This window comes from Streptomyces sp. Tue6028, from assembly GCF_002300165.1.
GTDB classification, from domain to species: Bacteria; Actinomycetota; Actinomycetes; order Streptomycetales; family Streptomycetaceae; genus Streptomyces; species Streptomyces siamensis.
In genome coordinates, this window is the sequence record NZ_MLCE01000025.1 from 111,219 (window position 1) to 138,103 (window position 26,885).

Sequence of the window (26,885 nt, forward strand, 5' to 3'; positions counted from 1 at the left end):
GTCGGTGGTACCTGGGGTTGTGGACAACTTCTGAGCCGCCCGGGGCGACCGGCCGCCTCCGGCCGCGGAGCGGAGCCACGGACCGGGAACGCTAGGGTCGACGCCATGGCCGACACCCCGCTTGACCTCACCCTCGATGCCGCCCGGCTCACCGCCCAGCTCGTCGACTTCCCCTCGGAGAGCGGCAGCGAGAAGCCGCTCGCCGACGCCGTCGAGGCCGCCCTGCGCGCCCTGCCGCACCTGACGGTCGACCGGTACGGCAACAACGTCGTCGCGCGGACGAACCTGGGCCGCGCCGAGCGCGTGATCCTCGCCGGCCACATCGACACCGTGCCCATCGCCGACAACGTCCCCTCCCGCCTGGACGAGGACGGCGTGCTGTGGGGCTGCGGCACCTGCGACATGAAGTCGGGCGTGGCCGTCCAGCTCCGCATCGCGGCCACCGTCCCCGCCCCCAACCGCGACCTCACCTTCGTCTTCTACGACAACGAAGAGGTCGCGGCGGACCTGAACGGTCTGAAGCACGTGGCGGAGGCGCACCCCGACTGGCTGGAGGGCGACTTCGCCGTCCTCCTGGAGCCCTCGGACGGCCAGGTCGAGGGCGGCTGCCAGGGCACGCTGCGGGTGCTGCTCAGGACGACGGGCGAGCGCGCCCACTCCGCCCGCAGCTGGATGGGCTCGAACGCGATCCACTCGGCCGCCCCGATCCTGGCCCGGCTCGCCGAGTACCAGCCCCGCTACCCCGTCATCGACGGCCTCGAGTACCGCGAGGGCCTGAACGCGGTGGCCGTCTCCGGCGGCGTCGCCGGCAACGTCATCCCCGACGAGTGCGTGGTGACCGTCAATTTCCGCTACGCGCCCGACCGCACCGAGGAGGAGGCCGTGGCCCACGTCCGCGAGGTCTTCGCGGACTGCGGGGTCGAGGAGTTCGTCGTCGACGACCACAGCGGCGCCGCCCTCCCCGGGCTCTCCCACCCGGCCGCCGCCGCGTTCATCGAGGCGGTCGGCGGCACCCCGCAGCCGAAGTACGGCTGGACGGACGTCTCCCGCTTCAGCGCCCTCGGCGTCCCCGCGGTGAACTACGGTCCGGGCAACCCGCACTTGGCGCACAAGCGTGACGAAAGGGTCGAAACGGCCAAGGTCCTCGCGGGCGAGGAGCGGTTGAGGGCCTGGCTCACCGCCTGAGCCGTACTCGACGGCGGTTCATGGCGGACATGCTCGCGTCCCCCCTCCGTAACCGGCGTGGATCTACGCTGGGGCGGAACGGCCTTCCCCGGTCTCCGGCTTGGACCGGGCCGGGTAAGACCCCGATGCGGAGGGAGCGGACATGGCTACTGGCAACCCCGAGGGCAAGAAGCGGCCACCGGAGGAGCAGCGGCTGGGACCGGTGCTGCGCAGGCGGGACCAGGTGCAGGCGAGCACCACGGACCAGCGGCTGCTCGACGCGGGCGGTCCGTCCGACTGGGTGCACACCGACCCCTGGCGGGTACTGCGCATCCAGTCGGAGTTCATCGAAGGCTTCGGCACGCTGGCGGAACTCCCGCCCGCCATCAGCGTGTTCGGTTCGGCCCGCACAGCGGTGGACTCGCCCGAGTACGAGACGGGCGTCGCCCTCGGCCGCGGCCTGGTCGAGGCCGGCTTCGCCGTGATCACCGGCGGTGGCCCCGGCGCCATGGAGGCCGCCAACAAGGGTGCCTGCGAGGCGAAGGGCATCTCCGTCGGCCTCGGCATCGAGCTCCCCTTCGAACAGGGCCTCAACCCCTACGTCGACATCGGCCTCAACTTCCGGTACTTCTTCGTCCGCAAGATGATGTTCGTCAAGTACGCCCAGGGGTTCGTGGTGCTGCCCGGCGGCCTCGGCACCCTCGACGAACTCTTCGAGGCCCTCACCCTCGTCCAGACCCAGAAGGTCACCCGCTTCCCGATCGTCCTGTTCGGCACGGCCTACTGGGGCGGCCTCGTCGACTGGCTCAAGAACACCCTCATCGCACAGGGCAAGGCCTCGGAGAAGGACCTGATGCTCTTCCACCTGACGGACGAGGTGGAAGAGGCGGTGGCCCTGGTGTCGAAGGAGGCGGGCAGGTAGTTCCCGCGGGCGGCGTGGGGGCGAGCGCCCCTACGCCAGCCCCCGCCGGGCGACCGCCGGGGCCCGGTGTCCCGCGATCGACGCCACCATGTCCAGCACCTGCCGGGTCTCCGCGACCTCGTGGACGCGGTACACCTGGGCACCCAGCCATGCCGACACGGCGGTGGTCGCCAGCGTCCCGAGCACCCGCTCCTTCACCGGCTTGTCGAGCGTCTCCCCGACGAAGTCCTTGTTGGACAGGGAGACCAGCACAGGCCACCCCGTAGCGGTCATCTCGCCCAGCCGCCGCGTCGCCTCCAGGCTGTGCCGGGTGTTCTTGCCGAAGTCGTGCCCCGGGTCGATGAGGACGGACTCCCGCGGCACCCCCAGCTCCACCGCCCGCTCGGCGAGCCCCACGGTCACCCGCAGGATGTCGGCCACGACGTCGTCGTACGCGACCCGGTGCGGACGCGTACGCGGCTCGGCCCCGCCGGCGTGGGTGCACACCAGCCCCACCCCGTACCGCGCGGCCACCTCCGCCAGCCGCGGATCGACCCCGCCCCACGCGTCGTTCAGCAGATCGGCCCCCGCCTCGCAGACCGCCTCGCCCACCTCGTGCCGCCAGGTGTCGACGCTGATGACCACGTCCGGGAAGCGCCGGCGGACCTCGGCCACGAAACCGACCGTGCGCCGCGCCTCCTCCTCGGCCGTGACCTCCTCGCCCGGCCCGGCCTTGACCCCGCCGATGTCGATGATCGCGGCGCCCTCGGCCACCGCCTGCTCCACGCGTGCGAGCGCCGGTTCGTCGCGGAAGGTGGCTCCCTGGTCGTAGAAGGAGTCCGGGGTCCGGTTCACGATCGCCATGATCACCGGCTCGTGCGTGCCGAATTCACGCCTGCCCAGCCTGAGCATCCCCTGTGACCTCTCCCAGTAAGTTCCGCCGATGAGCCGCCTGCGACCCTAACTGTCAGACTCGCATGGCACGATCTGACCCTGACAGTTTCAGCTTCCGTACTTCCGCGTCGGCGCGCTCGTGCCGGCACCAGAGCGTGGGGACCTCAGCGATGTACATGTTCTTGTTCCTGGTCGTCGCGCTCGCCGTCGTGGTCGCCGCGGTGACCCTGTCCGTCGTGGGCGGCGGCGAGAGCGCGCCGCTGCCCGAGGCCACGCCCGAACTGCTCGCCGACCCGCTGCCCCAGGACCGGCCGGTGAACCGCACCGACGTGGACGCGCTGCGCTTCCCCGTCGCCCTGCGCGGCTACCGCATGGCCGACGTCGACGACGCGCTCGTCCGCCTCGGCGCCGAGATCTCCGAGCGGGACTCCCGCATCGCCGACCTGGAGTCCGCGCTCGCCGGCGCCCGCGCGACCCCCGGCCCCTCGCTGCACAAGGACACCGAGGAGGACTCCCAGTGAGCGACGCACTCGCGGGCCCCGACGGAGCCCTGCGCTGCCCCTGGGCCCTGTCGACCGAGGACTACGTCGCCTACCACGACGACGAGTGGGGCCGCCCCGTCCACGGCGACGACGCACTGTACGAGCGGCTGTGCCTGGAGGCCTTCCAGTCCGGCCTGTCCTGGATCACCATCCTGCGCCGCCGCCCCGGCTTCCGGGCCGCCTTCGCCGGTTTCGAGATCGCCAAGGTCGCGACGTTCACGGACGCCGACAAGGAGCGCCTCCTCGCCGACCCCGGCATCATCCGCAACCGCGCCAAGATCGAGGCGACCGTGGCCAACGCGCGCGTGCTGGCCGACTGGGCGGCGGGCGAGCTGGACGAGCTGATCTGGTCGTTCGCCCCGGACCCGGCCTCCCGCCCGGCCCCGAGGACCCTGGCCGACGTGCCGGCCGTCACCGACGAGTCGACCGCGTTGTCCAAGGCACTCAAGAAGCGCGGCATACGGTTCGTCGGCCCGACCACGGCCTACGCGCTGATGCAGGCCTGCGGCCTGGTGAACGACCACCTGGCGGACTGCGCCGCCCGCTAGGGGGTTTCGTTCGGATCAGGTCGGATCGGCCGTGGGGTCCGGTGCGGTGCATCGCAAGGCGGAGGATCGCCTGCGCACTGGGGGTACTCGGGTGGTCCGACGACGCGGCGAGGTGCCGTGCCGGGCGTCGCGGACCCGGCCTGATCCAAATGAAGCCCGCTGGGGCCGCCCGGCATCCCGTGGATCCGGGGAGATGCGCCCGGGCGGACGACGGGTGTGCGGGCACCGCGGCCGGCCCGTGCCGGCCGGCGGCCCCGCGCACGGTCACCGGCCCAGGTACTTGGGCTTCTCCTTGTTCACGAAGGCCTGCACGGCGATCGTGTGGTCCTCCGAGGCACCGGCCCGGCCCTGGAGCTCGTCCTCCTTCTCCAGCGCCTCGTCCAGGGAGTGGGTCAAGCCGAAGGCGAGGGACTCCTTGAGCGCGGCATAGGCGAGGGTCGGGCCCTCGGCCAGTGCGCGGGCCACCTTCTCCGCCTCCGCCCGCAGGTCCGCCGCTGGCACGACGCGGTTCGCGATACCCAGCTCGTACGCCTCCTGCGCGGTGATGCTGCGCGGGAAGAGCAGCAGGTCGGCGGCGCGGCTCGGGCCGATGACCCGGGGCAGCGTCCAGGACATGCCCGAGTCGGCGGTCAGCGCGACCCCGGCGAAGGACGTGTTGAAGGCCGCGGTGTCGGCGACGACCCGGTAGTCCGCGGCCAGCGCGAAGCCGAAGCCGGCCCCGGCCGCGACGCCGTTCACGCCGGCGACCACGGGCTTCGCGGCACCCGTCAGGGCTCGGACGATGGGGTTGTAGTGCTCGCGCACGGTGCTCATCGTCTGCCCCGACCCCGACTGCTTGTCGGCGGCCAGCAGACCGATGTGCTCCTTGAGGTCCTGCCCGACGCAGAACGCCCGGTCACCGGCCGCGGTCAGCAGGATCGCCCGCACACCCGCGTCCGCCGCCGCGGCCTGCGCCGCGTCCCGGAGGGCGACCTTGGTCTCGACGTTCATGGCGTTCATCGCCTCGGGGCGGTTCAGCGTGATCGTCGCGAGTCCGTCGCTCACCTCGTAGAGCACGGTGTCGGCCATGGTGGGTCCCCTCCGGTGTCGCGGCTCGGTCGTACCGGTCGGTACGTCATGTGTCCGATGACAGCATGGCGGAGATCACCGACGGTGGCGCGGACCGGACATGTGACCTGCGTCAAAGAATTCCGAGCGGCGGAAGTCCATGCGGCGGCGCAGTATCGCAGGCACATCCCCGAATTGAGTGGTTTTGGTCGAGCGCGTTGCGCAAGCGATGCCGACTGATGTTGGTCATCGGGTCCTGAGATGCGGGATAATGGCCTGGAAGCAATGTGTTCGATGCCGGTGACGTGTGTCCGATGAGAGGACGTGCGTGCCCTCCATGGGGCCGTCGGCGACGATGAGCTGGTTTCAGGAAGGGGAACGAGCATGGCGGCCATGAAGCCGCGGACGGGCGATGGCCCGCTCGAGGTGACCAAGGAGGGGCGGGGCATCGTCATGCGCGTTCCGCTCGAAGGCGGCGGTCGGCTCGTCGTCGAGCTGACCCCTGACGAGGCCGACGCGCTCGGCGACGCCCTCAAGAAGGTCGTCGGCTGACGCGGAAAGCGACCATACCTGTTCGTCTTCCCCGGCATCGTACGCGGTGCCGGGGAAGTCGTTTTTCAGGAGCGCGGGGCTGATGTGTCGGGCCCGCTGGACCGGCGTCCTGCCAGGTCGGCGGGGTGGCAGGTGGTCCATGGGCCGGTCCCGCGCGTCGGCCGGTCCTGGTGGTCCGCTCCGTCGGGAGGATCCGGCCCGGCCCCGGTTCCGGACCCGGTCTCGCCCACCGGGTCGCCCCCGCGCCGTGCGTGATGATCCGCCCGGTGGCCCGGTGGCCCGGTGGCCCGGTGGCCCGGTGGCCCGGTGGCCCGGTGGCCCGGTGGCCCGGTGGCGCCGGTCCGGTCAGCGCTTGACCGCGCAGAGGAGACCGTCGCCCACCGGCAGCAGCGACGGCACCAGGTCCTGGCTCTCGCGCACCGCGCGCAGCAGCTCACGCAGCCTGCCGACCTCCGCGGGCTGCGGCCCCGAGTCCACCGTGCGGCCGTCCGCGAAGACGCCCTCGAAGACGACCAGCCCGCCCGGCCGCAGCAGGCGCAACGATTCAGCGAGATAGTCCAGGCACTCCAGACGGTCCCCGTCGCAGAAGACGAGGTCGTACCCGGAGTCCGCCAGCCGGGGCAGCACGTCCAGCGCGCGGCCCGGGATGAAGCGGGCGCGGTTGCTCGCGAATCCGGCCGCGCGGAAGGCCTGCCGGGCGAACTGCTGGCGCTCCGGCTCCGGGTCCACCGTGGTCAGTACCCCGTCCGGCCGCATGCCGTGCAGCAGATGAATTCCGGAGACACCGGTCCCGGTCCCGATCTCCGCCACCGCTTTCGCGTCCACGGTGGCGGCGAGCAGACGCAGCGCGGCGCCGGTGCCGGGCGACACCGAGCGCAGCCCTGCCTCCCGAGCCCGGTCCCGGGCCCAGCGCAGCGCTTCGTCCTCGGCGACAAAGGCGTCGGCGAACGCCCAGCTCGTCTGCCGGTTGCCGGTAATGACCCTCTCCTGTCCCCGTGATTGCCTCGGCGTGACTGTATCCGTTGGTGCCGGGAACCCGCAGATGGGACCAGGCGTTTAAAGGGGTGGGGAAAAAGAGCGGGGGGAAACGTATGGACCAGGACGCGGAGCGGGACGACGAGCAAGTGCTGACGCAGTCGTATGAGCGCGCATCAAATTCTCGTAAAACCGCTTATCCGGAGCTAACGGGCGAGGTGGCTATGGTAGGGGCTCCACTGGACACCACCAGAGCCGACAGGGGAGGTGCGGCTGCGCCTGTGGATCGGGGAGGGGTGCTGCGGCGCCTACTCAGATCAGCGGGTGAGCCGAAATCCGTGACCGACATCGCTGACACGTTCCATGCTGCCCCGGCGCAGACCGCGACGTTCACCACCGACGCGGAGTCGCAGGCGTGGACTCCGCCCACCTGGGAGGAGATCGTCAGCACGCACAGCGGCCGGGTCTACCGCCTCGCCTACCGTCTGACGGGCAACCAGCACGACGCCGAGGACCTCACCCAGGAAGTCTTCGTCCGCGTCTTCCGCTCGCTGTCCACGTACACGCCCGGCACCTTCGAGGGCTGGCTGCACCGCATCACCACGAACCTCTTCCTGGACATGGTGCGCCGCAAGCAGCGCATCCGCTTCGACGCCCTCGGCGACGACGCGGCCGAGCGCCTGCCCAGCCGCGAGCCGTCCCCGCAGCAGGTCTTCAACGACGCGCACTTCGACGCCGACGTCCAGCAGGCGCTGGACACCCTCGCGCCCGAGTTCCGCGCCGCCGTGGTCCTGTGCGACATCGAGGGCCTGTCGTACGAGGAGATCGCCGCGACCCTGGGCGTCAAGCTCGGCACGGTCCGCAGCCGGATCCACCGCGGCCGCTCGCAGCTGCGCAAGGCCCTGGCCCACCGCTCTCCCGAGGCCCGCGCCGAGCGCCGCTCGTTCGCCGTGGCCGGAGTACCCGTGCTGGGAGGAGGGGGCGCGACCGCGTGAGTGGAACCCGGCCGAATTCAGCCGAGAGGCCCGTGGCTGAGCAGCATCTGGGAGACCGCCTCTCCGCCCTGGTGGACGGAGAGCTCGGTCATGAGTCGCGTGAGCGCGTCCTCGCCCACCTCGCCACCTGCGCGAAGTGCAAGGCGGAGGCGGACGCCCAGCGCCGACTGAAGAACGTGTTCGCGGAAGTCGCCCCACCGCCGCCCTCCGAGAGCTTCCTCGCCCGCCTCCAGGGGCTTCCCGGGGGCGGCGACCCCGACAGCGGGTCACCGCTGGGCGGAGCCGGATTCGGCAGCGGCGGGCTGACCGGAGGCGCCGGCGTCACCGGACTCTTCGGAGTGCGGGGCGAGCCTTTCGGATACGTCCCCGCCGGACCGCACGCCGATGTCCTGCCCTCCTCCCCGGGGCGTGGCTTCCGTATCCATGACGTCAGCCGCCACGAGGCCGAGCGGTCGTCCTCGCGCAGCCGACGGTTCGCCTTCGCCGCCGCCGGCGCGGTGTCGCTGGCCGCGGTCGCGCTCGGCGGGGTGACCACCGGCATGCCCGGGGACACCACGGACGCCCGGGGTGGGTCCGGGGCCGGCAGCAATGTGACGCCGTCCCGTTCGCAGACCGCGGGAGCCGCGACGACCCCCGAGTCGCAGCGCCGCCGGTCCGTCGGCCCCCTGCTCGCGCAGGGCCAGCGGATGTCCGGCGAGAGCCCTCTGGCGCCGACCGAGGTGTCCGCACCGCTGCTGCCCGGAGTCCCCGCTCCGGACCGCGGCCAGGACGCCGTGCACACGCTGACGACACCGGTGATGGCCGGCGCCGCGGCGATGTCCCCGCTCATACGTCCGCTGACAGATGTCCAGCCGCTCGCGCTGACCACATGGTCCGCGGTCCAGGAGCTCGCCACTCCGGGCCTGCTCGCCGCCCCCGCCGCCACGTCGTCCCCGTCTTTCTCCCCGTCCCCCGCCTCCCCCTCCTCTCGTACCGCTCACTGACCCCGCCCTCTGCGCGGCAGCCCGTGAACCTGGTTGAATCCAGGGTGAGCCGCGCCCGCACGGGAGATCCCGGGCGCGGAGTCGGCAATCTGTGGTGGCCGTGGGCGAGTTGTGCCGCGGGTCAGGTGTGGGGAGAGCATGGACGAGGGGAAGCCCACGAAGGCGAAGTGGTGGAGCAGGCCCCGGCCGCATGACGCTGGGCCCGCAACCACCACGGATCACCACCCGGATCCGGGCCCTTCGGACGCCATGCCCGCGCCCGCGGCCCCCGATGCGGGCCTGTCCCGCGACACCGCGCCGACGGGTCCGGATGACGTCCGCGCGATCGAGGCGGCCGCTGCGGCCGGGGACGCGGTCCCGCCCGGCCTCGCTGCGGGTTCCGCTGTGCCCGCCGCTGCTGCGGGTTCCACCGCACCCGGACCGGTCGTGGGTTCCGACGTGCCTGCATCGGTCGGGGACTCGGCCGTACCCGGACCGGTCGCGGGTTCCGCCGCGCCGGGACCGGTGGTGGAGGGTGCCGTGCCCGGACCGGCGTCGGACGACGGTGCGCCGGACGCCGTCGCGGGTGTTCCCGCTCAGCCCGAGGCGCCGGGTGTGGCTGCCGCGAGCCGGGACGACGCCCCGGTGGACACCGCCGACGACTACGAGCTGGACCGTCCCAAGCCGCTGCACGACCCCGATCCGTACAGCACCCCGCCCTACGGCAGGCCCGGTCCCTGGGCGCCCGCTCCGCCGGTCCAGCACCCGGTGGCCACGCCCGCGCACGGCACGCACTTCCCTGCGGCGGCGCCCGTCCCGCAGGGAACGCCGGCCCATGGGGTGCCCACACAAGCCGGTGCGCCCGCTCCCGGCCCGCACGTCCCGGCCGGTGCGCCCGCTCCGGACCCACACGTCCCGGGCGGTACGCCCGCTCAGCGCTCGCACATCCCGGCCGGTGCGCCCGCTCCGGGCGCGAACGTCCCGCCCGGTGCGTCCGCTCCGGGCCCGCACATCCCGACGGGTACGCCCGCGCACGGCACACACCTGCCCGCGGGAGCACCCGTCCCGCACGGAGCGCAGGGCCACTCCGTGCAGCCGGCCTCACCGGTGGCCCCGTACGCGGGTGGCGGCCCCCAGGACGCCGCCCAACAGGGGCAGGGGGTCGCCACGCACGTCCCCTGGCAGAACTACGACCCCTGGGCCGCCGCCGGAGCCCTCCAGCAGAACGGGGCCGCCGTGGCGACCGTGGCGCAGCGGCGCAGGCGGGGCAGGAAGGTGCTGGTGTTCGCGGCCGTGGTGCTCGCCCTCGCCTCCGGGGGCGTCGGAGGCGCCGTAGGGGCGTATCTGGAGCGCAACGGCGGCATGGGTGGCGTCGAGCTGCCGCAGGCGTCCAAGGAGGCGCCGGGGCGGGCCCCTGACAGCGTGGCGGGGATCGCCGCGCACGCCCTGCCCAGCGTCGTCACCCTGCATGTGCGCGGTTCCGACGAGGAGGGCACCGGAACCGGCTTCGTACTGGACGGCCAGGGCCACATCCTCACCAACAACCACGTGATCGAACCGGCGGGCAGCAGCGGCGAGATATCCGTGACGTTCAGCGGGGGCGAGAGCGCCGAGGCCGAGGTCGTCGGACACGACAGCGGCTACGACCTCGCGGTCGTCAAGGTCTCCGGCGTCAGCGGACTCGACCCCATGCCCCTGGGCAACTCCGACAACGTCCAGGTCGGCGACCCCGTCGTCGCCATCGGAGCGCCCTTCGACCTCGCCAACACCGTCACCTCCGGCATCATCAGCGCCAAGGAACGGCCCATCACCGCGGGCGGCGAGAAGGGCGACGGGAGCGACGTCTCGTACGTGGACGCCCTGCAGACCGACGCGCCGATCAACCCCGGCAACTCCGGAGGGCCCCTCCTCGACTCCAAGGCCCGCGTCATCGGCATCAACAGCGCCATCCGCTCCGCCGACAGCGGCTCCGACCTGGAGGGTGGCCAGGCCGGCTCGATCGGACTGGGCTTCGCCATCCCCATCAACCAGGGCAAGCGTGTCGCCGAGGAGCTGATCAACACCGGCAAGGCCACGCATCCGGTGATCGGAGTCACGCTCGACATGAACTACACGGGCGACGGTGCCCGGGTCGGCACGAAGGGCAACGGCGGTGGCCCGCCGGTCACCGCGGGCGGTCCCGGAGCGAAGGCCGGCATCGAGCCGGGCGACGTGATCACCGAGGTCGACGGCCAGAGTGTGCACTCCGGCGAGGAGCTGATCGTGAAGACACGGGCCCACCGGCCGGGCGACCGGCTCCAGCTGACCCTGCGGCGCGACGGCGCCGAGAAGAAGGTCACCCTGGTGCTCGGTTCCGCCGACGGGGACTGACACGAACGTCACAGCCGGAGGCAATCTCCCAGCTCCGAAGGGCAAACATCACGGAAAACCCGCTGTGTACATGAACTCGGAAGCCCCGGGACAGTTCCGGACGGACGGGGTCGACAGGTACCGTGGACCCGGCCCGGACCACGGAAGACCTGCCGAGGGCCGAGGACCGAGGACATCGCAAGGAGCATCAGGTGTTCAATGACATAGGACCGCTGGAGCTGGTGACGCTCGTCGTCCTCGCCGTGCTCGTCTTCGGTCCGGACAAGCTCCCGAAGATGATCCAGGACGTCACTCGGACGATCCGCAAGATCCGTGACTTCTCCGAGAGCGCCAAGGCGGACATCCGCGACGAACTCGGCCCGGAGTTCAAGGACTTCGAGTTCGAGGACCTCAACCCCAAGACGTTCATCCGCAAGCAGCTGGACAATGACGAGCTGGGGCTCAAGGAGATCCGCAACGGCTTCGACCTGAAGAAGGAGATGGCCGAGGTCACGGACGCCGTCCACGGCCGCGACTCCGACCACTCCTCGTCGTCCTCCGGTGGCGCGAGCGGTGGCTCCGTCGACATGACCAAGAAGCGCGAGAAGCTCGACCCGGACGAGCGCCCGCCCTACGACGCGGACGCCACCTGAGCCGTCACGGCGCCCTTCGACGGGCCGTACGCCCATGACGGGCCGTACGGCTCTTCGGTGGATCCCTGGCCCCGCGGCCCCGTGACCGGGCCGTACGGCCCCCGTGACCGGGCCCCTGAGGCCCGGTACCCGCGCTCGGCGCCCGGCTGCCCTTGCGTGGGCGTGCCCCGCGCGCCTGAATCAGGCGCGTAAGCGGCCCACGCGCCGGGCGGTTTCTCTGCTGCTCCGATCGGGGTGGCTATGCTGCCGAGTTGTTGTGCGGACCGACAAGGACGCCCGAGGGGGGCGGGCCGCCCGGTCCGACGAGAGCGAGGAGGCGTCCGGCAGATGGAGACGACAAGTCGGGTAGGCGCGCAGGCGCCGGCCGCGGAGGGCGGACAACAGGTCCCCTCCGCCCGGCGTACGGTCGACGGCTACCTGCTGGCGCCCTTCCCGTGGTACGGCCTCGACGAGGCGTTCACGGGCCCGCGCTGGCTGATGCAGGTCGGTACGTCGGCGGACGGTGCCGTCGAGCACGGTTCCATCGGGCACGGCGACGAGCCCACGGTGCGCAGTGAGTCGACGGAGGACAAGGAGCGGTTCGCCGTCGTCGTCACCGTCGCGGCCAGCCCCGACCGTCGCAGCGCGGACGGCACGGGGCTGCTGGAGGCCACCTCGGTGTCCTCCGCGGCCTGGCTGGCCGGTGTGGGGCTGCTGTCCTTCACCTGGCCCGGTCAGATGGACCACAGCCTGCGCGACAACTGGCTGGACCAGCAGACCGAGACCGCGTGGGTCCTGGCCGACGACCTGAACGGGTCCGACTGGTCCACGCTGTCCCTTCCCGTGGACGGCGTGCCGACGTCCTTCCACTACCGCGAGTCCGAGTTCGGCTGGGTGCTCGCGGGATCCACCCGGGAAGGCGTCCACGTGGGCGCGTACGGGCGGGGGATGAGTGCGTATGGGCTGGGGTTCGCGATGATCAAGGACATCGGCGCGTACGCCTAGCCGGCGGTTCTACGGGGAAGGGGGCGCCGTCCTGGTGGGCGGCGCCCCCTTCTTCGTGCTCTTGGGGTGCTCTCGGTGCGGGTGTCGTCCGCGGGGCGGTGGGGGTTGGGCGCGCAGTTCCTCGCGCCCCTGGCGGGGCCGTTTCCGTGGGTGTTGTCCGCGGGTGGGTGGGGGTTGGGCGCGCAGTTCCTCGCGCCCCTTGTGGGGCGCGAGGTCTGGGTCAGAACTTGTTTCGGGGGGTGATGCCCAGAGACATGCCCGACAGGCCGCGCTGGCGGCCGCCGAGCTTGCCGGCGATGGAGCGGAGGGCGGAGCCCGCCGGCGAGTCGGGGTCGGAGAGGACCACCGGCTTGCCCTCGTCGCCGCCCTCGCGCAGGCGGACGTCGATCGGGATGGAGCCGAGGACCGGGACCGTGGCGCCGGTCGTGCGGGTCAGGCCGTCGGCGACCGTCTGGCCGCCGCCCGTGCCGAACACGTCGACCATCTCGCCGCAGTGCGGGCAGGGCAGTCCGGACATGTTCTCGACGACGCCGACGATCTTCTGGTGGGTCTGGACGGCGATCGAGCCCGCGCGCTCGGCCACCTCGGCGGCGGCCTGCTGCGGGGTGGTGACGACCAGGATCTCCGCGTTCGGGACCAGCTGGGCGACGGAGATCGCGATGTCGCCCGTGCCCGGCGGGAGGTCCAGGAGCAGGACGTCCAGGTCGCCCCAGAACACGTCCGCCAGGAACTGCTGGAGGGCGCGGTGGAGCATCGGACCGCGCCAGACCACCGGCGCGTTGCCCGGGGTGAACATGCCGATCGAGATGACCTTCACACCGTTCGCCGACGGCGGCATGATCATGTTCTCGACCTGGGTGGGACGGCCGTCCGCGCCGAGCATGCGGGGCACCGAGTGGCCGTAGATGTCGGCGTCGACGACACCGACCTTGAGGCCGTCGGCCGCCATCGCCGCCGCCAGGTTCACGGTCACCGAGGACTTGCCGACGCCGCCCTTGCCGGAGGCGACCGCGTACACGCGGGTCAGCGAGCCCGGCTTGGCGAACGGCACCTCGCGCTCGGCCTGGCCGCCGCGCAGCGCGGACGCCAGCTCGCGGCGCTGCTCGTCGCTCATCACGTCCAGGGTCACCTCGACGCGCGTGACGCCCTCGACCGCCGAGACCGCGTCCGTCACGCTCTTCGTGATGGTCTCGCGCATCGGGCAACCGGAGACGGTCAGGTACACGGTGACCGCGACCGCGCCATCCGCGCCGATCTCCACCGATTTGACCATCCCCAGTTCGGTGATGGGTCGCTGGATCTCGGGGTCGTTCACCGTCGCCAGTGCTTCGCGCACCGCGTCTTCCGTAGCCATAGACAAGATGGTACGGCGACGGGCCCGGGACCCGGAAAGCCCCGTCACCGGTCGTCTACGTCACGTCCGCCGGACCGTTCTGCCGGGAATACGACCTGCCCGTCGCCGTGGTGCTCCTCCAGGTCCTTCATCAGGTCCTGGAGTTCCGAGCGGATCCAGTCGCGGGTGGCGACCTCGCCGAGGCCCACACGCAGCGAGGCGATCTCCCGTGTGAGGTATTCGGTGTCCGCGATGGACCGCTCGTTCTGCTTGCGGTCCTGTTCGAGATTGACCCGGTCGCGGTCGTCCTGCCGGTTCTGGGCGAGCAGGATCAGCGGGGCGGCGTAGGAGGCCTGGAGCGACAGCATGAGCGTCAGGAAGATGAACGGGTAGGTGTCGAAGCGCAGGTCGGTCGGTGCGAGGACGTTCCACGCCACCCACATGATGATGACGACGGTCATCCAGACGATGAACCGTCCGGTGCCGAGGAAGCGGGCGATGCGCTCCGAGAGGCGTCCGAAGGCCTCCGGGTCCCATTCGGGCAGCAGCCGGCGGCGCGGCGGCATCGGCTGGTCGAGCCGCGTGCGGGGCCGGGAGGTGGCGGTGGCCCCGGAGACGACCCGCTCGCGGTTCTCGCGCTCAGGCGCCATGAGGGGTCCCCTCGTCCGTGAGGTGGAACTCCGTCTCCCGCCAGTCGTCCGGCAGCATGTGGTCCAGCACGTCGTCCACGGTCACCGCGCCGAGGAGCGAGCCGCTCTCGTCGACGACGGGCGCCGCGACCATGTCGTACGTCGCGAAGAAACCGGCGACGACGGGCAGCGCGGCGTCCGGGTCCAGCGGCTGGAGGCCGTCGTCGACGAGCGAGCCGACGAGGGTGAACGGCGGGTCGCGCAGCAGTCGCTGGAAGTGGACGGTGCCCAGGTACTTGCCGGTGGGGGTCTCGTCCGGCGGGCGGCACACGTAGACCTGGGCGGCGAGCGCGGGGGAGAGGTCGGGGTTGCGGACCCGCGCGAGCGCGTCGGCGACGGTGGCGTCGGGCCGCAGCACGATGGGCTCGGTCGTCATGAGGCCGCCCGCGGTCCGCTCGGCGTACGCCATCAGGCGCCGCACGTCGGCCGCGTCGCCGGGCCGCATCAGCGTGAGCAGCCGTTCCACGTCCTCCGCGGGCAGCTCGGCGAGCAGGTCGGCGGCGTCGTCCGGGTCCATCGCCTCCAGCACGTCGGCCGCGCGCTCCTCCTTGAGCTTGCCGAGGATCTCGATCTGGTCGTCCTCGGGGAGCTCCTCCAGCACGTCGGCGAGCCGGTCGTCGTCCAGCGCGGCGGCGACCTCGCCGCGCCGCTTCGGGGACAGGTGGTGCAGCACGTTGGCGAGGTCGGCGGGGCGCAGCTGTTCGAAGGTGGCGAGCAGGCTCTCGGCGCCCTGCCCGTGCTCCTCCAGGGAGAAGCCGGTGACGGCGGACCACTCGACGGTCATCGTCTCGCCCTTGCTGCGCCGGAAGGCGCCGACACGGCCCCTGCGCACGAAGACCCGGTCGATCTGCCATTCCCGCCGGGCGGGCAGTTGTTGGATCGACACGTCGAGCACGGTCACCTCCTCGCCGGTCTCCTCCAGGCGTACGCGCCGGTCGAGCAGTTCGCCGAAGATGAGCCGTTCGGTGGGCCGCTGCTCGAAGCGCCGTACGTTGAGGACGCCGGTGGTGATGACCTGGCCGGACTCGATACCGGTCACCCGGGTCATGGGCAGGAAGATGCGGCGGCGGGTGGACAGCTCGACGACGAGGCCCAGCAGCCTGGGCGGGCGCCGCCCGACGCGCAGCATGGCGACGAGCTCCCGCACCCGGCCCACCTGGTCGCCGTTCGGGTCGAAGACGGCGACGCCGGCGAGGTGCGAGACGAAGATCCGCGGGGCGCCTGCGGCCATGCCCGCGCCTCCTTGTCTGCGTACGGGGGTGTACGCGATCTCCGGCCGGCTCCTTCGCGCGGCGGTCCCGGGGCGGCCGCGCGGGCGGTCTGCGCGCACGTGCCCGGTCTCCGTGCGCCCGCGTACGCCTGTTCCGTCCCGTTCTGTCCCCGCTGGTGGGCTTCAGGCTAGCCCGTCCCGGTCGGATACGCCCTGGTGAGCGGTCCGGACGGACTGCCTCCGCCCGTGGCGTACGGCACCGGTACGCTGCCGTACGCCGCGAAGGACCCCGCACGAGAGGCACCCCACCTGTGACTGCAATTCCCCAGGGCCGCACCCGCAGGGCCGCACTGGTGAGCGCCGCGTGCGCACTGGCCGTGTCGGGCGTGGGGCTGACGGGGTGCGGCGGCGGCGAGGACCCGGACGCGGGCACGAACGGGGTCGGCAAGCTGCCCGCCGCCACCATTGAGGCGAAGACGCGGAAGGCGGCCGAGGCGGCCGAGACCGTGCGGCTGTCCGGAAGCGTGGTGTCGGGCGGGACGACGTACACGCTCGACATGCGCCTCAAGTCCGACGGCGGCACCGGCTCGGTGACCGCGAAGGGCGCGACGTTCCGGCTGCTGCGGGTGGGCGACCACCTGTTCCTGAAGGCCGACGCCGAGTTCTGGACCCAGCAGGACGCCAAGGGCGGCAAGTCCTCGGCGGACAGCACGGCCGCCAAGAAGCTGGAGGGCATGTACGTCAAGGTGCCGACCGGCGACCCCGCCTACAAGCGCTTCAGCGGCTTCACCGACAAGAACGTCCTCCTCGAAGGCCTGCTCACCCTGCACGGCAAGCTCGCCACGGACGGACACCACGAGCAGGCGGGCATCCGCACCATCCGCATCACCGGCGACAAGGGTTCCGGCGGCACGCTCGACGTCTCCCTGAAGGGCACCCCGTACCCGGTCCGCCTGGTCCGTGCGGGCAACGCCGGCACCCTCCGGCTGACCGACTGGGGCAAGGACTTCGCGCTCGAGGAGCCGACGAAGAAGGAGACGGTGGACTACGGGCAGCAGCTGCCCACGTCCTAGCCAGGCCCTGCCCGACCGTTCCCGCCTGCCCGGCGACGCCGGGAATGGTCGGGCAGGCCCTGGCCGGGACCCGGCGCCTCAGCGGCGCTTGCGCTTCTTGAGCAGGAGCCGTGGCAGGGCCGACGGAATGGGTCGGCGCGTGGTCGCCGGGGTCGGCAGCGGCACCGCCGACAGGGACCCGTCGGGAAGCTCCCGGGTGACGCCCGACGGCTCCAGGCGCAGCACCCGGCACTCGCGGGCCCAGCGGTCCGGCATCGCCTCGCCGTCGGGGGCGTTCAGGCGCTTGCCCTTGAGCTCGCCGACGGCCGCCTCCCACTCGGGCGAGGAAGGCGTCAGCTCCACGACCTTCGCGGCCCAGGAGACGAGCCGCCCGCCCTTGTCCTTGCTGCGCACGGTGACGACCGCGTCGCCCCCGTCGACCAGGCCCGGCAGTGGCTGCTCGCCCGGCCCGTCGCCGACGAGACAGGCCGCGCCGTCGTGCCACACGTGCCACAGGGCGCGGGAGGGCCCGTCCTGGCTCCCTGCGTGAGCCGGCCCGTCGGCGGCGCGCACCCAGATCAGCCCGGACTTCTTGGTGGCCTCCTCGACGAGGGCCCGGTCGAGCAGCTGTTCCGTCATGAGGGCAAGCCTAGCCAGCGCGCGGACCTGCCCGGCCGCCCCGGCCTCACAGCCAGCCGTTGCGCTTCAGGATGCGGTGGATCGAGAGACACAGGCCGACCGTGATGCCCATGACCACCGGGTAGCCGTAGCGCCAGTGCAGCTCCGGCATGTGCTGGAAGTTCATGCCGTACACGCCGCAGACCATCGTGGGTACGGCGATGATGGCCGCCCACGAAGTGATCTTGCGCATGTCCTCGTTCTGCGCGACGGAGGCCTGCGCGAGGTTGGCCTGCAGGATCGAGTTGAGCAGTTCGTCGAAGCCGAGGACCTGCTCCTGCACGCGGGCGAGGTGGTCGGCGACGTCGCGGAAGTACTTCTGGATGTCCGGGTCGATCAGCCGCATCGGCCGCTCGCTCAGCAGCTGCATGGGACGCAGCAGCGGGGACACCGCCCGCTTGAATTCCAGCACCTCGCGCTTGAGCTGGTAGATCTGCCCGGCGTCGGTGCCGCGCGGAGTGCCCTTGCGGCCCGGCGAGAACACCTGGGTCTCGACCTCGTCGATGTCGTCCTGCACGGCGTCCGCGACGGCGATGTACCCGTCGACGACGTGGTCGGCGATCGCGTGCAGCACCGCGGAGGGGCCCTTGGCGAGCAGCTCCGGGTCGTCCTGGAGCCGGTGCCGCAGGGCCCGCAGCGAGCCCTGGCCGCCGTGCCGGACGGTGATGAAGAAGTCCCGTCCGGTGAAGCACATGACCTCGCCGGTCTCCACGACCTCGCTGGTGGCGGTCAGTCGGTCGTGCTCGACGTAGTGGATGGTCTTGAAGACGGTGAACAGGGAGTCGTCGTAGCGCTCCAGCTTGGGCCGCTGGTGGGCCTGGACGGCGTCCTCGACGGCCAGCGGGTGCAGCCCGAACTCCCGGGCGATGCCGGAGAATTCGGCCTCCGTCGGCTCGTGCAGGCCGATCCACACGAAGCCGCCGTCGCGGTGCACCTGGCGCATCGCCTCGTGCGGGGTGAGCGGCTCGCGCGTCTCGACGCGGGCACCGTCGCGGTAGACGGCGCAGTCGACCACCGCGGACGGGGTGGCGGGGTCGCGGGTGGTGTCGTACGTCCCGCCGTCCTTGCGCAGCGAGGGACGGGGGCGGACCGCGGCACGCAGGTCACGGATCATCGACATGGCAGGCTCCTTTTCACCGGAGGCCGTCGACGACGGTTGGAACTGCCCGGAATGGGGACGTCCAGACTGCGGATGTTTGGCACGTCCACAAAGCGGGGAGCACCGCACCGTCGCGGTGGCAGCTTCGCTACTGATTCAGATCAGACGGATCGGGTGATGCAGATCAGACGGATCATGCGGAATCGAAGCGCTCTTCCGTGGTGCACCGGGCAACGCTGACAGGTATGCACACGCTCGCGGGAGGCAGCAGCCGGCAGGGCCGATGGGCAGGCGATCCAGCTACAGAACTCAGCGACCGGAAGAGCGGGTGGTACTGCACGGTCGACTTCGGTCCATTGCAGCCCCACCTCCTCCGGTCGGTCCCCCGTGAGGGACGATCCATCCCCCGCAGGGGAGTCTGGCTCCCCGGGGAGCCAGCGTCAGTGCGTCGCGTTCGGAGCTTGAGAGCGACGCTTCTGCGTGCTGCTCCGACCGGCGGCCAAGACTATCAGCGCACTGAAGCGTCAACGCGCCGCTTTGCCCGCTCCTGACGAGTTCTATGCTCACGGCATGGCTGATGTTCTTCCTCTGGTCGAGGCCCGGTTGCGCTCTGCGCTGGGCGAACCCGACGCGCGGGCCGGGGTCACCTTCCTCGGCACCGACCGTATCGAAGTGCTGCGCTTCACAGAGGGCGACGTCGTCCGCTACGCGACGCTCGGCATGTCCGCCCAGCCGATGGCGGACCCGACGGCGGTCGTCGCCGACCCGGTGAAGGGCCCGCGGGCGGAACTGGTCCTCTCGGTGCGCGCGGGCGGCGCCGACACCGACAAGGTGCTCCGCCCGCTCGCCGTACTCGCCGCTTCCCCGCAGGTCGAAGGCCTGATCGTGTCGCCGGGCGCCTCGCTCGACGTGGGTGAACCGCTGTGGCCGGGCGCGCCGTTCACCTCGGTCCTGGTCGCGGAGTCCGGCGGCCTGATCGAGGACCTGGAACTCGACGCGCCGGCCGATCCGGTGCGGTTCCTGCCGCTGCTGCCGATGACGCCCAACGAGGCCGCGTGGAAGCGCGTGCACGGAGCGGGAGCCCTCCAGGAGCGCTGGCTGAACGGTGGAACGGACCTGCGCGATCCGCTGCGCAAGTCCGTTCCGCTGGACTGAGACCGGCTCAGTTCCTGGCCGAAAAGCGTCAGTTGGCAAAAACCGTGACGCTGTCCTCGGTGGCGTGCCGGGGCTGGAGCTCCTCCGCCTCATGGGTGAGCGCCTTGCGCCGTACGAGGACCACGACGGCGCCCGCCGCGGCCGTCACCGCGGCGACCACGAACGGGATGTGGATGTCGGTCCACTCCTCGATCTTCGGCGCGAAGTACGGGGCGGCGGCTGCCGCGAACCACCGCACGAAGTTGTACCCGGCGCTCGCCACCGGGCGCGGAGCGTCCGACACGCCGAGGGCCAGCTCCGTGTAGACCGTGTTGTTCACGCCGATGAAGGCGCCGGACAGGATCGTGCAGACGATGGCGGTGGTGTGGTCGCCGTAGCCGAGGACGAGTACGTCGACGGCGAGCAGCACCAGTGAGCCGCCCAGCACCTTCAGCGAGCCGAACCGCGCCTGCATGCGCGGTGCCACGATCACCGAGAAGACGGCGAGCAGCACACCCCAGCAGAAGAACACCGCGCCGGACTTGTAGGGGGTCATGTTCAGCACGAACGGCGTGAAGGCCAGCACGGTGAAGAACGTGTAGTTGTAGAAGAACGCGGAGACGGCCGCCGAGGCGAGACCGCCGTGGCCGAGCGCTTTGATGGGGTCGAGCGGCGAGGTCTTCCGTGCGGGCCTGGGCTGTTCCTTCAGGAACGCGGCGATGCACAGGAAGCCGACCGCCATCAGGAACGCGGTGCCGAAGAACGGGTAGCGCCAGCTGGCGTCGCCGAGCAGCGCGCCGAGCAGCGGGCCGCAGGCCATGCCGAGGCCGAGCGCAGACTCGTACAGGAGGATGGCCGCGGCGCTTCCGCCCGCCGCCGCGCCGACGATGACGGCGAGGGCCGTCGAGACGAACAGGGCGTTGCCCAGGCCCCAGCCGGCCCGGAACCCGACGAGTTCGCCGACCGATCCCGAGGTGCCCGCCAGGCCCGCGAAGACGACGACGAGGGCCAGGCCCAGCAGCAGGGTCCTGCGTCCGCCGATGCGGCTGGAGACGAATCCGGTCAACAGCATCGCGAAGGCGGTGATGAGGAAGTACGAGGTGAACAGCAGGGACACCTGACTGGGCGTGGCGTCCAGGCCCTTGGCGATGGACGGCAGGATCGGGTCGACGAGGCCGATGCCCATGAACGCTACGACAGAGGCGCCGGCGGTGGCCCAGACGGCCCTCGGCTGGCGCAGGAGGCTGGTGGCGCCCGTGTCCAGTGTGTCCCCTTCGGCGGGGCCTCCCGTGCTGCTGATCATGCCCGCTCCTTCACTGCGTGCGACGAGATGGTTGTCGTATACACATAATAAGTTAGCTGGGCTAATTAATGCAAGCTACACCTAGTTCCTTGGTGTGACAGGCACACGCCGGACGGGTGATCGTCCTTGACGTGGCGAACGTCGGGGAGGACCGTTGGGCCCTATGAGGGGCGAACCCAGTTGCCCGAAGTGTGGTGGCCGGGTCAGGGCTCCCGGCCTCTTTGCCGACACCTGGCAGTGCGACGTGCACGGGACGGTGCACCCGCTGCAGCCCGTGATCCCGCCCAGCGTCGAGGCCCTGGACGTGGTCGTGCACCGCGCCCGGGTACCGGTGTGGATGCCGTGGCCGCTACCGGTCGGCTGGCTGTTCACCGGCGCGGCCTTCGCCGGTGACGACCGCAGCGGTGGACGTGCGACCGTCGTCGCCTGCTCCGGACCCGGACCGCTCGGTGGCGTGGGAGAGCTGCTGCTGGTCGCCGAGGAGCTCGGCGTGGGCCTCGGCGCTCGGTACGCCGGTGTCGACGGGCCCGACCCCGGCCCCTACATGAGTGTCGAGAAACCGCCCCAGGCCAAGGTCCTCGCGGCCGGCCGGCCCACTCCGCTGTGGCACGTCTCCGGCACCCCCGACGACCGCGCCGTCTTCGCGGGCGAGGCGCTCGGGCTGTGGCTGTGGGCCGTCGTCTGGCCCGAGCAGACCGGGCTGCTGATGTACGACGAGATGGTGCTCACCGATCTCCGGGACGCGGGTGCGGAGGTGGACCTGCTGCCGTGCGGGGCGCTGTCGCCGCGCATTCTGGAGCCGTGAGGCGGCGGGCGGAACGGCGGTGCGGGCCCATCGCCCGACGGCCGGCTGCCCGGGTGTCTTCTCCGTACGTCGCAGCGGGAGCGTGAGGGCGGGCGGTCTGCAGGCCGCGCGCAGGGAGCGCCGGGCGCGGGTCGCTGCGGGCCGACCGTGTGAATCCAGGGGCGGTCGTCGCGGCCAGTCCCTACCACCGGAGTGCCGGTCGCGCAGGGCGTGTGCGCGCATCGTGGTCTCCGGCGCTGCTCCATTGGAGTGAAGGGCTGGAACGCTCGGCGGTCGAGTGGCGTGGTCGCGGGCGGGATGCGTCGGAAGCCCGCACGGACGCCCCGGCAGGTGCGGCTCACGGAAAACGCGTAGGGGGCGTACCTGGGGAGAGGGTGTGACAGAGGGGCCTCGGATGCCCGTTATCCTTGAGTGTCCCCGCCCGTCCCGTCACCGCCTGGAGCCCGCGTAGTGCGTATCGACCTGCACGCCCACTCCACGGCGTCCGACGGCACGGACACCCCGGCCGAGCTCGTGCGCAACGCCGCCGCGGCCGGACTGGACGTGGTCGCGCTGACCGACCACGACACCACCCGCGGATACGCCGAGGCGATCGCCGCGCTCCCCGAAGGGCTCACCCTCGTCACCGGCGCCGAGCTCTCCTGCCGCATCGACGGGATCAGCATGCACATGCTGGCGTACCTCTTCGATCCCGAGGAGCCGGCGCTGCTCGCCGAGCGCGAGCTCGTCCGTGACGACCGCGTACCGCGCGCCCAGGGCATGATCGCCAAGCTCCGGGACCTCGGTGTGCCGATCACCTGGGAGCAGGTCGCCCGGATCGCCGGAGAGGGATCCGTGGGCCGTCCGCACGTCGCGTCCGCGCTGGTCGAGCTGGGGGTCGTGGACAGCGTCTCCGACGCGTTCACCGAGCAGTGGCTCGCCGACGGCGGCCGCGCGTACGTCCCCAAGCACGAGACCGACCCCTTCGAGGCGCTGAGGCTGGTGAAGGGCGCCGGCGGTGTCGCCGTCTTCGCTCACCCGGCCGCCGCCAAGCGGGGCCGGACGGTGCCGGAGTCCGCGATCGCCGAGCTCGCCGCGGCGGGCCTGGACGGCATCGAGGTCGACCACATGGACCACGAGCCCGAGACGCGAGCGCGGCTGCGCGGTCTGGCGGCCGAGCTGGGGCTGCTGGCCACGGGCTCGTCCGACTACCACGGCAGCCGCAAGACCTGCGTGCTCGGCGAATTCACCACCGATCCCGAGGTGTACGGGGAGATCACCCGCCGGGCCACCGGCGCGTTCCCCGTGCCCGGTACCGGTGGACCCCTGACCGCCCAGGGCTGACCGCGGCCGTCTCCGCCGGCGCCGTCCGGCGCCCGGTTCCACCGGGGCCGTAGCCGGTCGTCCGGCCGGGGCCGCAACCGGCCGTCCGGCCGGATCCCGCGGCACTCCGTGGCCCGTCGCGTCCCGCGGCGGTCCGTCCGTGTGCCCCGTACCCGCAGGCCCGCCGGGCCGAGCGGTTCGGTCCGTCGCGTCCGGCCGGTGCCTCCCGCCCTCCTGTCCTCACCTGTCCTGTTCCACCGCGGTCACATGCCGCGCGGAACGCCCGCCCCAGCGGCACACCCGCTCTCACCACGTTCGCAAGGCCATTCACCGTGTTCGACGTCGCCGTCTTCGTCTCCCTGTTCCTCACCCTCTTCGTCATCATGGATCCCCCCGGGATCACTCCGATCTTCCTCGCGCTCACCGCGGGGCGCCCCGCCAAGGTGCAGCGGCGGATGGCCTTCCAGGCCGTCTGCGTGGCCGGGGGCGTGATCGCGGTCTTCGGACTGCTCGGGCACCAGATCCTCGACTACCTGCACGTCTCCGTGCCCGCCCTGATGATCGCGGGCGGACTGCTGCTCCTGCTGATCGCCCTCGACCTGCTCACCGGCAAGACCGACGAGCCCAAGCAGACCAAGGACGTGAACGTCGCCCTCGTACCGCTGGGCATGCCGCTGCTGGCCGGTCCGGGCGCGATCGTGTCGGTGATCCTGGCCGTGCAGAAGGCCGACACGGTCGCCACGCAGGTGTCGGTGTGGACCGCGATCCTCGCGATCCACGTCGTGCTGTGGGTCGTGATGCGGTACTCCCTGGTGATCATCCGGGTCATCAAGGACGGCGGTGTCGTGCTGGTGACCCGCCTCGCGGGCATGATGCTCTCCGCGATCGCCGTGCAGCAGATCATCAACGGCGTCACCCAGGTGATCCGGGCGAGCTGAGGCGCGGCGCCCGGGCGCACACGCACGCGAAGCCCCGCACGGCCGATGCCGTGCGGGGCTCCGAAGTCGGTGAACCGATGACGTCCGCGTGACGAAGCGCGTCCTCGTCCTACGAGGCGGACGATTCGGCCGGGCGGATCCACAGTCGCTGCCCGATGGCCGCGGCCTGCTGAACGATCCGGTTGACGGAGGCGGCGTCCACGACGGTGCTGTCCACGGGGGTGCCGTCGACATCGTCGAGTCGCATGATTTCGAAGCGCATGGGCTTCTCCCTTCGTCTGGTCATCCTCCTGAGGAGAACTACTCGTGTGAGGCATGCAAGGCGACGGTGCGCCCGCATCCGTACGTATTCAACGGGGTGCGTGTTACAAACATTCCCTACGCTAAGGAAAATTTTCGAGAACCTAATTACCGGCTGGTAAGCGATATGGCGGAGACTGTTCGAGGACTGAACGGGACCAGTTGTGTTCGCAGCGTGACCGCCGGGACAATAGTGGCGATGAACGACGACCTCCTGGCGCTCGGCGCCCGCATCGACCGCACGAACGAGCTCCTGCAGCGCATGCTCGCCGAGGTGGCGAAGACGCCGTCCACACACGCGATCTTCGTCGACGCGGGATACCTGTACGCGGCGGCGGGACGGCTCGCCGTCGGCACGGAGGACCGGCGTTCCTTCGACCTGGACACCGAGGGCCTCATCGAGGCCCTCATCGACCGGGCCCGCACCATCTTCGCCGACAGCAGGCTGCTCCGCGTCTACTGGTACGACGGGGCGCGCCGCCGCATCCACACCAGCGAGCAGCAGTCGATCGCCGAACTGCCCGACGTCAAGGTCCGGCTGGGCAACCTGAACGCCAACAACCAGCAGAAGGGCGTCGATTCACTCATCAGGTCCGACCTGGAGTCCCTCGCCCGGCACCGCGCCATCAGCGACGCCGCGCTGCTCGGCGGCGACGAGGACCTGGTGTCGGCGGTCGAGGCGGCCCAGGGGTACGGGGCGCGCGTCCACCTCTGGGGGATCGAGGCCCCGGAGGGACGCAACCAGGCGGAGCCCTTGCTGTGGGAGGTCGACAGCCAGCGCACCTTCGACCTCGACTTCTTCAAGCCGTACGTGTCGCGGCGGACCGCCCTCACGTACGACGCGGCGGCGGCGAGCCGGCCCAGCCGCGAGGACGTGCGGTTCGTAGGCGCCCAGATCGCGGCGAAGTGGCTGGCCGCACGGGGCCGGGAGTCACTCGTGGAGCTCCTGCCCGGACATCCGTACCTTCCCGGCCTGGTCGACCAGGACCTGCTGGTCGAGGCCGAGGGGATGCTCCAGTACTCCCTGCGGGGGCAGTCCGATCTGCGCCGTGCCCTGCGCGACGGCTTCTGGGAGCACCTGCAGACGCAGTACTAGGCCTGCCGGGTGCCCCTCGGCTACTCGGCGCCCGGGTTGTCGTTCCAGAACCCGGCCAGGGCACGGGCCGTCAGGAGGGGCTGGTCCGTGTTGGGGGAGTGCTCGGCTCCCGGTATGACCGTGCGGCGGGCGGCGAGCCGGACGGCCATCTCGTCCAGCAGGGTCACCGGCCAGGTGTCGTCGTGCGCACCGGAGAGCACGTGCTTCGGCAGCGGGAGGGCGGCCAGTTCGGCGACACGGTCGGGCTCGGTGCACAGCTGGCGTCCCGTCGCGACGAGTTGAGCGGGGCTGTTGGCGAGCCAGCGCCTGCGCAACGCGGCGATGTCGTCGAGCCCCGAGTCGACACCGCCGGTGTCCGTCTCCTCCGGCGGCTCCATCGCCTGGATCGCCTCCCACACCTGGGCCATGCCCATCACGGCCAGCGCGTCCCGCAGCAGCTTGACGCGCGCCTGCTGGGAGGAGGAGATCTGGGCGGGGCCGGAGGCGATGAGCGTCAGTGAGACGAACGGGGACGGGTCCAGCAGCACCGCGGCGCGCGAGATCTGGCCGCCGAGGGAGTGCCCGACGAGATGCAGCGGAGTGCCGAGCGCGGCCGCCTGGGCGAGCACGTCCCGCGCCAACTCCTCCTGCGCGTACGGCGTTTCGTCGTCCTTGGGGCCCTCGGTCTCGTACTGGCCGCGCCCGTCGACGGCCACCGTCCGGTATCCGTCCGCGGCCAACGGCTCGTGCAGCGCGATGAAGTCCTCCTTGCTCCCGGTGAACCCGGGCAGCAGCAGGGCGGTTCCCTTGGGGCGTCCCTGGGGTGCCGCGTCGAGCACGGCGAACTCGCCGCGCTCGGTGGACAGGCGGTAGGCGCGGACTCCGGCGGGCGGGACGAACGTTGGGGGCCGACTCATGAGCCGAGGCTATCGGCACCCGCAAGAGGCCGCGCGCGCCCGCCGCCGAACGCGACGACGGTCACACGGCCTGCGAGGAGCGGGGCCGGGGGCGGCGCCCCGGGAAGGGGACCCCGCTGTGGGGACCCCGCTGTTCGGGCGAATCCGGGAGCGTGGGGAAAGGCCCCGTCGGGCCGGGGACCGGGGGAGCGCAAGACGAACGGCCCGGCCCCACCTCGGGTGGGACCGGGCCGTTCAGGTCGGCGACTCAGCTCTCCGCGGGCTCCGCGGCAGCGGTCGTGGCCTTGCGCGTCCGGCGGCGGACGGGCTTGGCGTCGGTGTCGTCGGCGGCGGTCTGGGCCGGGATCTCGGCGTCGACGGCCTTGCGGGTGCGTCGGCGGACGGGCTTGGCCTCGGCGGCTTCGGCGGTGTCCACGGCGGCCTCGGCGGCAGCGGTGGTCGTGGCCTTGGCCCGGGTGCGCCGCGGCTTGGCCTCGGCGACCTC

Annotated in this window: 28 protein-coding genes; 16 read left to right on the plus strand and 12 right to left on the minus strand. The window is 71.7% G+C overall.

Annotated features, from left to right (window positions below):
• The first annotated feature begins 105 nt into the window (after positions 1–105).
• Both dapE and BKI49_RS24595 read left to right on the plus strand, forming a co-directional pair.
• On the plus strand, positions 106–1,185 hold the full coding sequence (gene dapE / locus BKI49_RS24590; protein WP_095936457.1) for a succinyl-diaminopimelate desuccinylase: 1,080 nt from the start codon (positions 106–108) through the stop codon (positions 1,183–1,185).
• A 142-nt stretch (positions 1,186–1,327) separates the two neighbouring features.
• On the plus strand, positions 1,328–2,086 hold the full coding sequence (locus tag BKI49_RS24595; protein WP_095936458.1) for an LOG family protein: 759 nt from the start codon (positions 1,328–1,330) through the stop codon (positions 2,084–2,086).
• A gap of 30 nt (positions 2,087–2,116) precedes the next feature.
• Here the strand turns inward: BKI49_RS24595 and folP are convergent, their stop codons facing one another.
• Positions 2,117–2,977 carry a dihydropteroate synthase gene (folP, locus tag BKI49_RS24600; protein WP_095936459.1) on the minus strand — a complete coding sequence of 287 codons (861 nt, stop codon included), beginning with the start codon at positions 2,975–2,977 and terminating at the stop codon, positions 2,117–2,119.
• Positions 2,978–3,129: 152 nt separating this feature from the next.
• Between folP and BKI49_RS24605 the strand changes: the two genes are divergently transcribed.
• Positions 3,130–3,480 (plus strand): DivIVA domain-containing protein, encoded by a 351-nt coding sequence (locus BKI49_RS24605; protein ID WP_095936460.1) that lies wholly within the window; start codon positions 3,130–3,132, stop codon positions 3,478–3,480.
• Positions 3,477–4,049 carry a DNA-3-methyladenine glycosylase I gene (locus BKI49_RS24610; protein ID WP_095936461.1) on the plus strand — a complete coding sequence of 191 codons (573 nt, stop codon included), beginning with the start codon at positions 3,477–3,479 and terminating at the stop codon, positions 4,047–4,049. The genes BKI49_RS24605 and BKI49_RS24610 overlap by 4 nt, the downstream gene beginning before the upstream one ends.
• A gap of 264 nt (positions 4,050–4,313) precedes the next feature.
• Here the strand turns inward: BKI49_RS24610 and BKI49_RS24615 are convergent, their stop codons facing one another.
• Positions 4,314–5,117 carry a 2-cyclohexenylcarbonyl CoA isomerase gene (locus tag BKI49_RS24615; protein WP_095936462.1) on the minus strand — a complete coding sequence of 268 codons (804 nt, stop codon included), beginning with the start codon at positions 5,115–5,117 and terminating at the stop codon, positions 4,314–4,316.
• A 363-nt stretch (positions 5,118–5,480) separates the two neighbouring features.
• On the opposite strand from BKI49_RS24615, the gene BKI49_RS24620 reads away from it, so the two are divergent.
• The gene (locus BKI49_RS24620) at positions 5,481–5,648 is read left to right on the plus strand and encodes a DUF3117 domain-containing protein (RefSeq protein WP_003966491.1); all 168 of its coding nucleotides are present in this window, start codon (positions 5,481–5,483) and stop codon (positions 5,646–5,648) included.
• Positions 5,649–5,993: 345 nt separating this feature from the next.
• On the opposite strand, the gene BKI49_RS24625 is transcribed toward BKI49_RS24620, so the two are convergent.
• Positions 5,994–6,692 (minus strand): O-methyltransferase, encoded by a 699-nt coding sequence (locus BKI49_RS24625; RefSeq protein WP_078629139.1) that lies wholly within the window; start codon positions 6,690–6,692, stop codon positions 5,994–5,996.
• Positions 6,693–6,919: 227 nt separating this feature from the next.
• On the opposite strand from BKI49_RS24625, the gene sigE reads away from it, so the two are divergent.
• The 5 genes from sigE to BKI49_RS24650 all read left to right on the plus strand — a co-directional run bounded on the left by sigE (position 6,920) and on the right by BKI49_RS24650 (position 12,566).
• Entirely contained in the window at positions 6,920–7,618 is a 699-nt protein-coding gene (gene sigE, locus BKI49_RS24630; RefSeq protein WP_095936463.1) for an RNA polymerase sigma factor SigE, read from the plus strand.
• Positions 7,615–8,601, plus strand: coding sequence for an anti-sigma factor family protein (locus BKI49_RS24635; protein WP_095936464.1), 987 nt, complete (start codon positions 7,615–7,617; stop codon positions 8,599–8,601). Before sigE ends, BKI49_RS24635 begins: the two co-directional genes overlap by 4 nt.
• 519 nt (positions 8,602–9,120) lie before the next feature.
• A complete protein-coding gene (locus tag BKI49_RS24640; RefSeq protein ID WP_373557584.1) occupies positions 9,121–10,950 on the plus strand; it encodes a S1C family serine protease in 1,830 nt (609 codons plus the stop codon).
• A 191-nt stretch (positions 10,951–11,141) separates the two neighbouring features.
• Positions 11,142–11,582: a sec-independent translocase gene (locus BKI49_RS24645; RefSeq protein ID WP_028801975.1), complete on the plus strand. Its 441-nt coding sequence runs from the start codon at positions 11,142–11,144 to the stop codon at positions 11,580–11,582.
• A 327-nt stretch (positions 11,583–11,909) separates the two neighbouring features.
• Positions 11,910–12,566 (plus strand): hypothetical protein, encoded by a 657-nt coding sequence (locus tag BKI49_RS24650; RefSeq protein WP_095936466.1) that lies wholly within the window; start codon positions 11,910–11,912, stop codon positions 12,564–12,566.
• 220 nt (positions 12,567–12,786) lie between these two features.
• Here BKI49_RS24650 and BKI49_RS24655 read toward each other — a convergent pair whose 3' ends face one another.
• The 3 genes from BKI49_RS24655 to BKI49_RS24665 are packed head-to-tail and all read right to left on the minus strand — an operon-like array spanning position 12,787 to position 15,819.
• The gene (locus BKI49_RS24655; protein ID WP_095936467.1) at positions 12,787–13,920 is read right to left on the minus strand and encodes an Mrp/NBP35 family ATP-binding protein; all 1,134 of its coding nucleotides are present in this window, start codon (positions 13,918–13,920) and stop codon (positions 12,787–12,789) included.
• Positions 13,921–13,964: 44 nt separating this feature from the next.
• Positions 13,965–14,549 (minus strand): DUF1003 domain-containing protein, encoded by a 585-nt coding sequence (locus tag BKI49_RS24660; RefSeq protein WP_095936468.1) that lies wholly within the window; start codon positions 14,547–14,549, stop codon positions 13,965–13,967.
• Positions 14,539–15,819: a magnesium transporter MgtE N-terminal domain-containing protein gene (locus tag BKI49_RS24665; protein WP_095936469.1), complete on the minus strand. Its 1,281-nt coding sequence runs from the start codon at positions 15,817–15,819 to the stop codon at positions 14,539–14,541. Before BKI49_RS24665 ends, BKI49_RS24660 begins: the two co-directional genes overlap by 11 nt.
• A gap of 290 nt (positions 15,820–16,109) precedes the next feature.
• On the opposite strand from BKI49_RS24665, the gene BKI49_RS24670 reads away from it, so the two are divergent.
• A complete protein-coding gene (locus BKI49_RS24670; protein WP_179332564.1) occupies positions 16,110–16,871 on the plus strand; it encodes a hypothetical protein in 762 nt (253 codons plus the stop codon).
• Positions 16,872–16,949: 78 nt separating this feature from the next.
• Here BKI49_RS24670 and BKI49_RS24675 read toward each other — a convergent pair whose 3' ends face one another.
• Together BKI49_RS24675 and BKI49_RS24680 are read right to left on the minus strand one after the other, a co-directional pair.
• Positions 16,950–17,489, minus strand: coding sequence for a hypothetical protein (locus tag BKI49_RS24675; protein ID WP_095936470.1), 540 nt, complete (start codon positions 17,487–17,489; stop codon positions 16,950–16,952).
• A gap of 46 nt (positions 17,490–17,535) precedes the next feature.
• Positions 17,536–18,648, minus strand: coding sequence for a magnesium and cobalt transport protein CorA (locus BKI49_RS24680; protein WP_028801982.1), 1,113 nt, complete (start codon positions 18,646–18,648; stop codon positions 17,536–17,538).
• A gap of 549 nt (positions 18,649–19,197) precedes the next feature.
• Here BKI49_RS24680 and BKI49_RS24685 point away from each other — a divergent pair.
• Complete coding sequence (locus BKI49_RS24685; RefSeq protein WP_095936471.1) at positions 19,198–19,782, plus strand: suppressor of fused domain protein; 585 nt, start codon at positions 19,198–19,200, stop codon at positions 19,780–19,782.
• Between the two features lie 28 nt (positions 19,783–19,810).
• Here BKI49_RS24685 and BKI49_RS24690 read toward each other — a convergent pair whose 3' ends face one another.
• Positions 19,811–21,064, minus strand: a complete 1,254-nt coding sequence (locus tag BKI49_RS24690) for an MFS transporter (RefSeq protein WP_095936472.1) — start codon at positions 21,062–21,064, stop codon at positions 19,811–19,813.
• A gap of 163 nt (positions 21,065–21,227) precedes the next feature.
• Between BKI49_RS24690 and BKI49_RS24695 the strand changes: the two genes are divergently transcribed.
• The 3 genes from BKI49_RS24695 (at position 21,228) to BKI49_RS24705 (ending at position 24,109) form a co-directional block, all read left to right on the plus strand.
• Complete coding sequence (locus BKI49_RS24695; protein ID WP_095936473.1) at positions 21,228–21,869, plus strand: DUF6758 family protein; 642 nt, start codon at positions 21,228–21,230, stop codon at positions 21,867–21,869.
• A gap of 450 nt (positions 21,870–22,319) precedes the next feature.
• Positions 22,320–23,192 carry a PHP domain-containing protein gene (locus tag BKI49_RS24700; RefSeq protein ID WP_095936474.1) on the plus strand — a complete coding sequence of 291 codons (873 nt, stop codon included), beginning with the start codon at positions 22,320–22,322 and terminating at the stop codon, positions 23,190–23,192.
• A 311-nt stretch (positions 23,193–23,503) separates the two neighbouring features.
• Positions 23,504–24,109 (plus strand): MarC family protein, encoded by a 606-nt coding sequence (locus BKI49_RS24705; protein ID WP_095936475.1) that lies wholly within the window; start codon positions 23,504–23,506, stop codon positions 24,107–24,109.
• A 109-nt stretch (positions 24,110–24,218) separates the two neighbouring features.
• Here BKI49_RS24705 and BKI49_RS24710 read toward each other — a convergent pair whose 3' ends face one another.
• Complete coding sequence (locus tag BKI49_RS24710) at positions 24,219–24,371, minus strand: hypothetical protein (RefSeq protein WP_095936476.1); 153 nt, start codon at positions 24,369–24,371, stop codon at positions 24,219–24,221.
• 237 nt (positions 24,372–24,608) lie between these two features.
• Between BKI49_RS24710 and BKI49_RS24715 the strand changes: the two genes are divergently transcribed.
• Positions 24,609–25,505, plus strand: a complete 897-nt coding sequence (locus tag BKI49_RS24715; protein ID WP_095936477.1) for an NYN domain-containing protein — start codon at positions 24,609–24,611, stop codon at positions 25,503–25,505.
• A 20-nt stretch (positions 25,506–25,525) separates the two neighbouring features.
• Here the strand turns inward: BKI49_RS24715 and BKI49_RS24720 are convergent, their stop codons facing one another.
• Positions 25,526–26,401 (minus strand): alpha/beta fold hydrolase, encoded by an 876-nt coding sequence (locus BKI49_RS24720; RefSeq protein WP_095936478.1) that lies wholly within the window; start codon positions 26,399–26,401, stop codon positions 25,526–25,528.
• A 247-nt stretch (positions 26,402–26,648) separates the two neighbouring features.
• On the minus strand, positions 26,649–26,885 hold a 237-nt coding region (locus BKI49_RS35405; protein WP_179332565.1), incomplete at its 5' end, for a hypothetical protein.

What these genes read in the sequence shown, in the direction of transcription:
- BKI49_RS24720 (WP_095936478.1), bottom strand. Translation starts at nt 26,401, where the DNA reads ATGAGTCGGCCCCCAACGTTCGTCCCGCCCGCCGGAGTCCGCGCCTAC.
- BKI49_RS24685 (WP_095936471.1), top strand. Translation starts at nt 19,198, where the DNA reads ATGGCTGATGTTCTTCCTCTGGTCGAGGCCCGGTTGCGCTCTGCGCTG.
- BKI49_RS24605 (WP_095936460.1), top strand. Translation starts at nt 3,130, where the DNA reads ATGTACATGTTCTTGTTCCTGGTCGTCGCGCTCGCCGTCGTGGTCGCC.
- BKI49_RS24715 (WP_095936477.1), top strand. Translation starts at nt 24,609, where the DNA reads ATGAACGACGACCTCCTGGCGCTCGGCGCCCGCATCGACCGCACGAAC.
- BKI49_RS24695 (WP_095936473.1), top strand. Translation starts at nt 21,228, where the DNA reads ATGAGGGGCGAACCCAGTTGCCCGAAGTGTGGTGGCCGGGTCAGGGCT.
- BKI49_RS24660 (WP_095936468.1), bottom strand. Translation starts at nt 14,549, where the DNA reads ATGGCGCCTGAGCGCGAGAACCGCGAGCGGGTCGTCTCCGGGGCCACC.
- dapE (WP_095936457.1), top strand. Translation starts at nt 106, where the DNA reads ATGGCCGACACCCCGCTTGACCTCACCCTCGATGCCGCCCGGCTCACC.
- BKI49_RS24595 (WP_095936458.1), top strand. Translation starts at nt 1,328, where the DNA reads ATGGCTACTGGCAACCCCGAGGGCAAGAAGCGGCCACCGGAGGAGCAG.
- BKI49_RS24710 (WP_095936476.1), bottom strand. Translation starts at nt 24,371, where the DNA reads ATGCGCTTCGAAATCATGCGACTCGACGATGTCGACGGCACCCCCGTG.
- BKI49_RS24680 (WP_028801982.1), bottom strand. Translation starts at nt 18,648, where the DNA reads ATGTCGATGATCCGTGACCTGCGTGCCGCGGTCCGCCCCCGTCCCTCG.
- BKI49_RS24615 (WP_095936462.1), bottom strand. Translation starts at nt 5,117, where the DNA reads ATGGCCGACACCGTGCTCTACGAGGTGAGCGACGGACTCGCGACGATC.
- folP (WP_095936459.1), bottom strand. Translation starts at nt 2,977, where the DNA reads ATGCTCAGGCTGGGCAGGCGTGAATTCGGCACGCACGAGCCGGTGATC.
- BKI49_RS24650 (WP_095936466.1), top strand. Translation starts at nt 11,910, where the DNA reads ATGGAGACGACAAGTCGGGTAGGCGCGCAGGCGCCGGCCGCGGAGGGC.
- BKI49_RS24675 (WP_095936470.1), bottom strand. Translation starts at nt 17,489, where the DNA reads ATGACGGAACAGCTGCTCGACCGGGCCCTCGTCGAGGAGGCCACCAAG.
- BKI49_RS24665 (WP_095936469.1), bottom strand. Translation starts at nt 15,819, where the DNA reads ATGGCCGCAGGCGCCCCGCGGATCTTCGTCTCGCACCTCGCCGGCGTC.
- BKI49_RS24620 (WP_003966491.1), top strand. Translation starts at nt 5,481, where the DNA reads ATGGCGGCCATGAAGCCGCGGACGGGCGATGGCCCGCTCGAGGTGACC.
- BKI49_RS24690 (WP_095936472.1), bottom strand. Translation starts at nt 21,064, where the DNA reads ATGATCAGCAGCACGGGAGGCCCCGCCGAAGGGGACACACTGGACACG.
- BKI49_RS24655 (WP_095936467.1), bottom strand. Translation starts at nt 13,920, where the DNA reads ATGGCTACGGAAGACGCGGTGCGCGAAGCACTGGCGACGGTGAACGAC.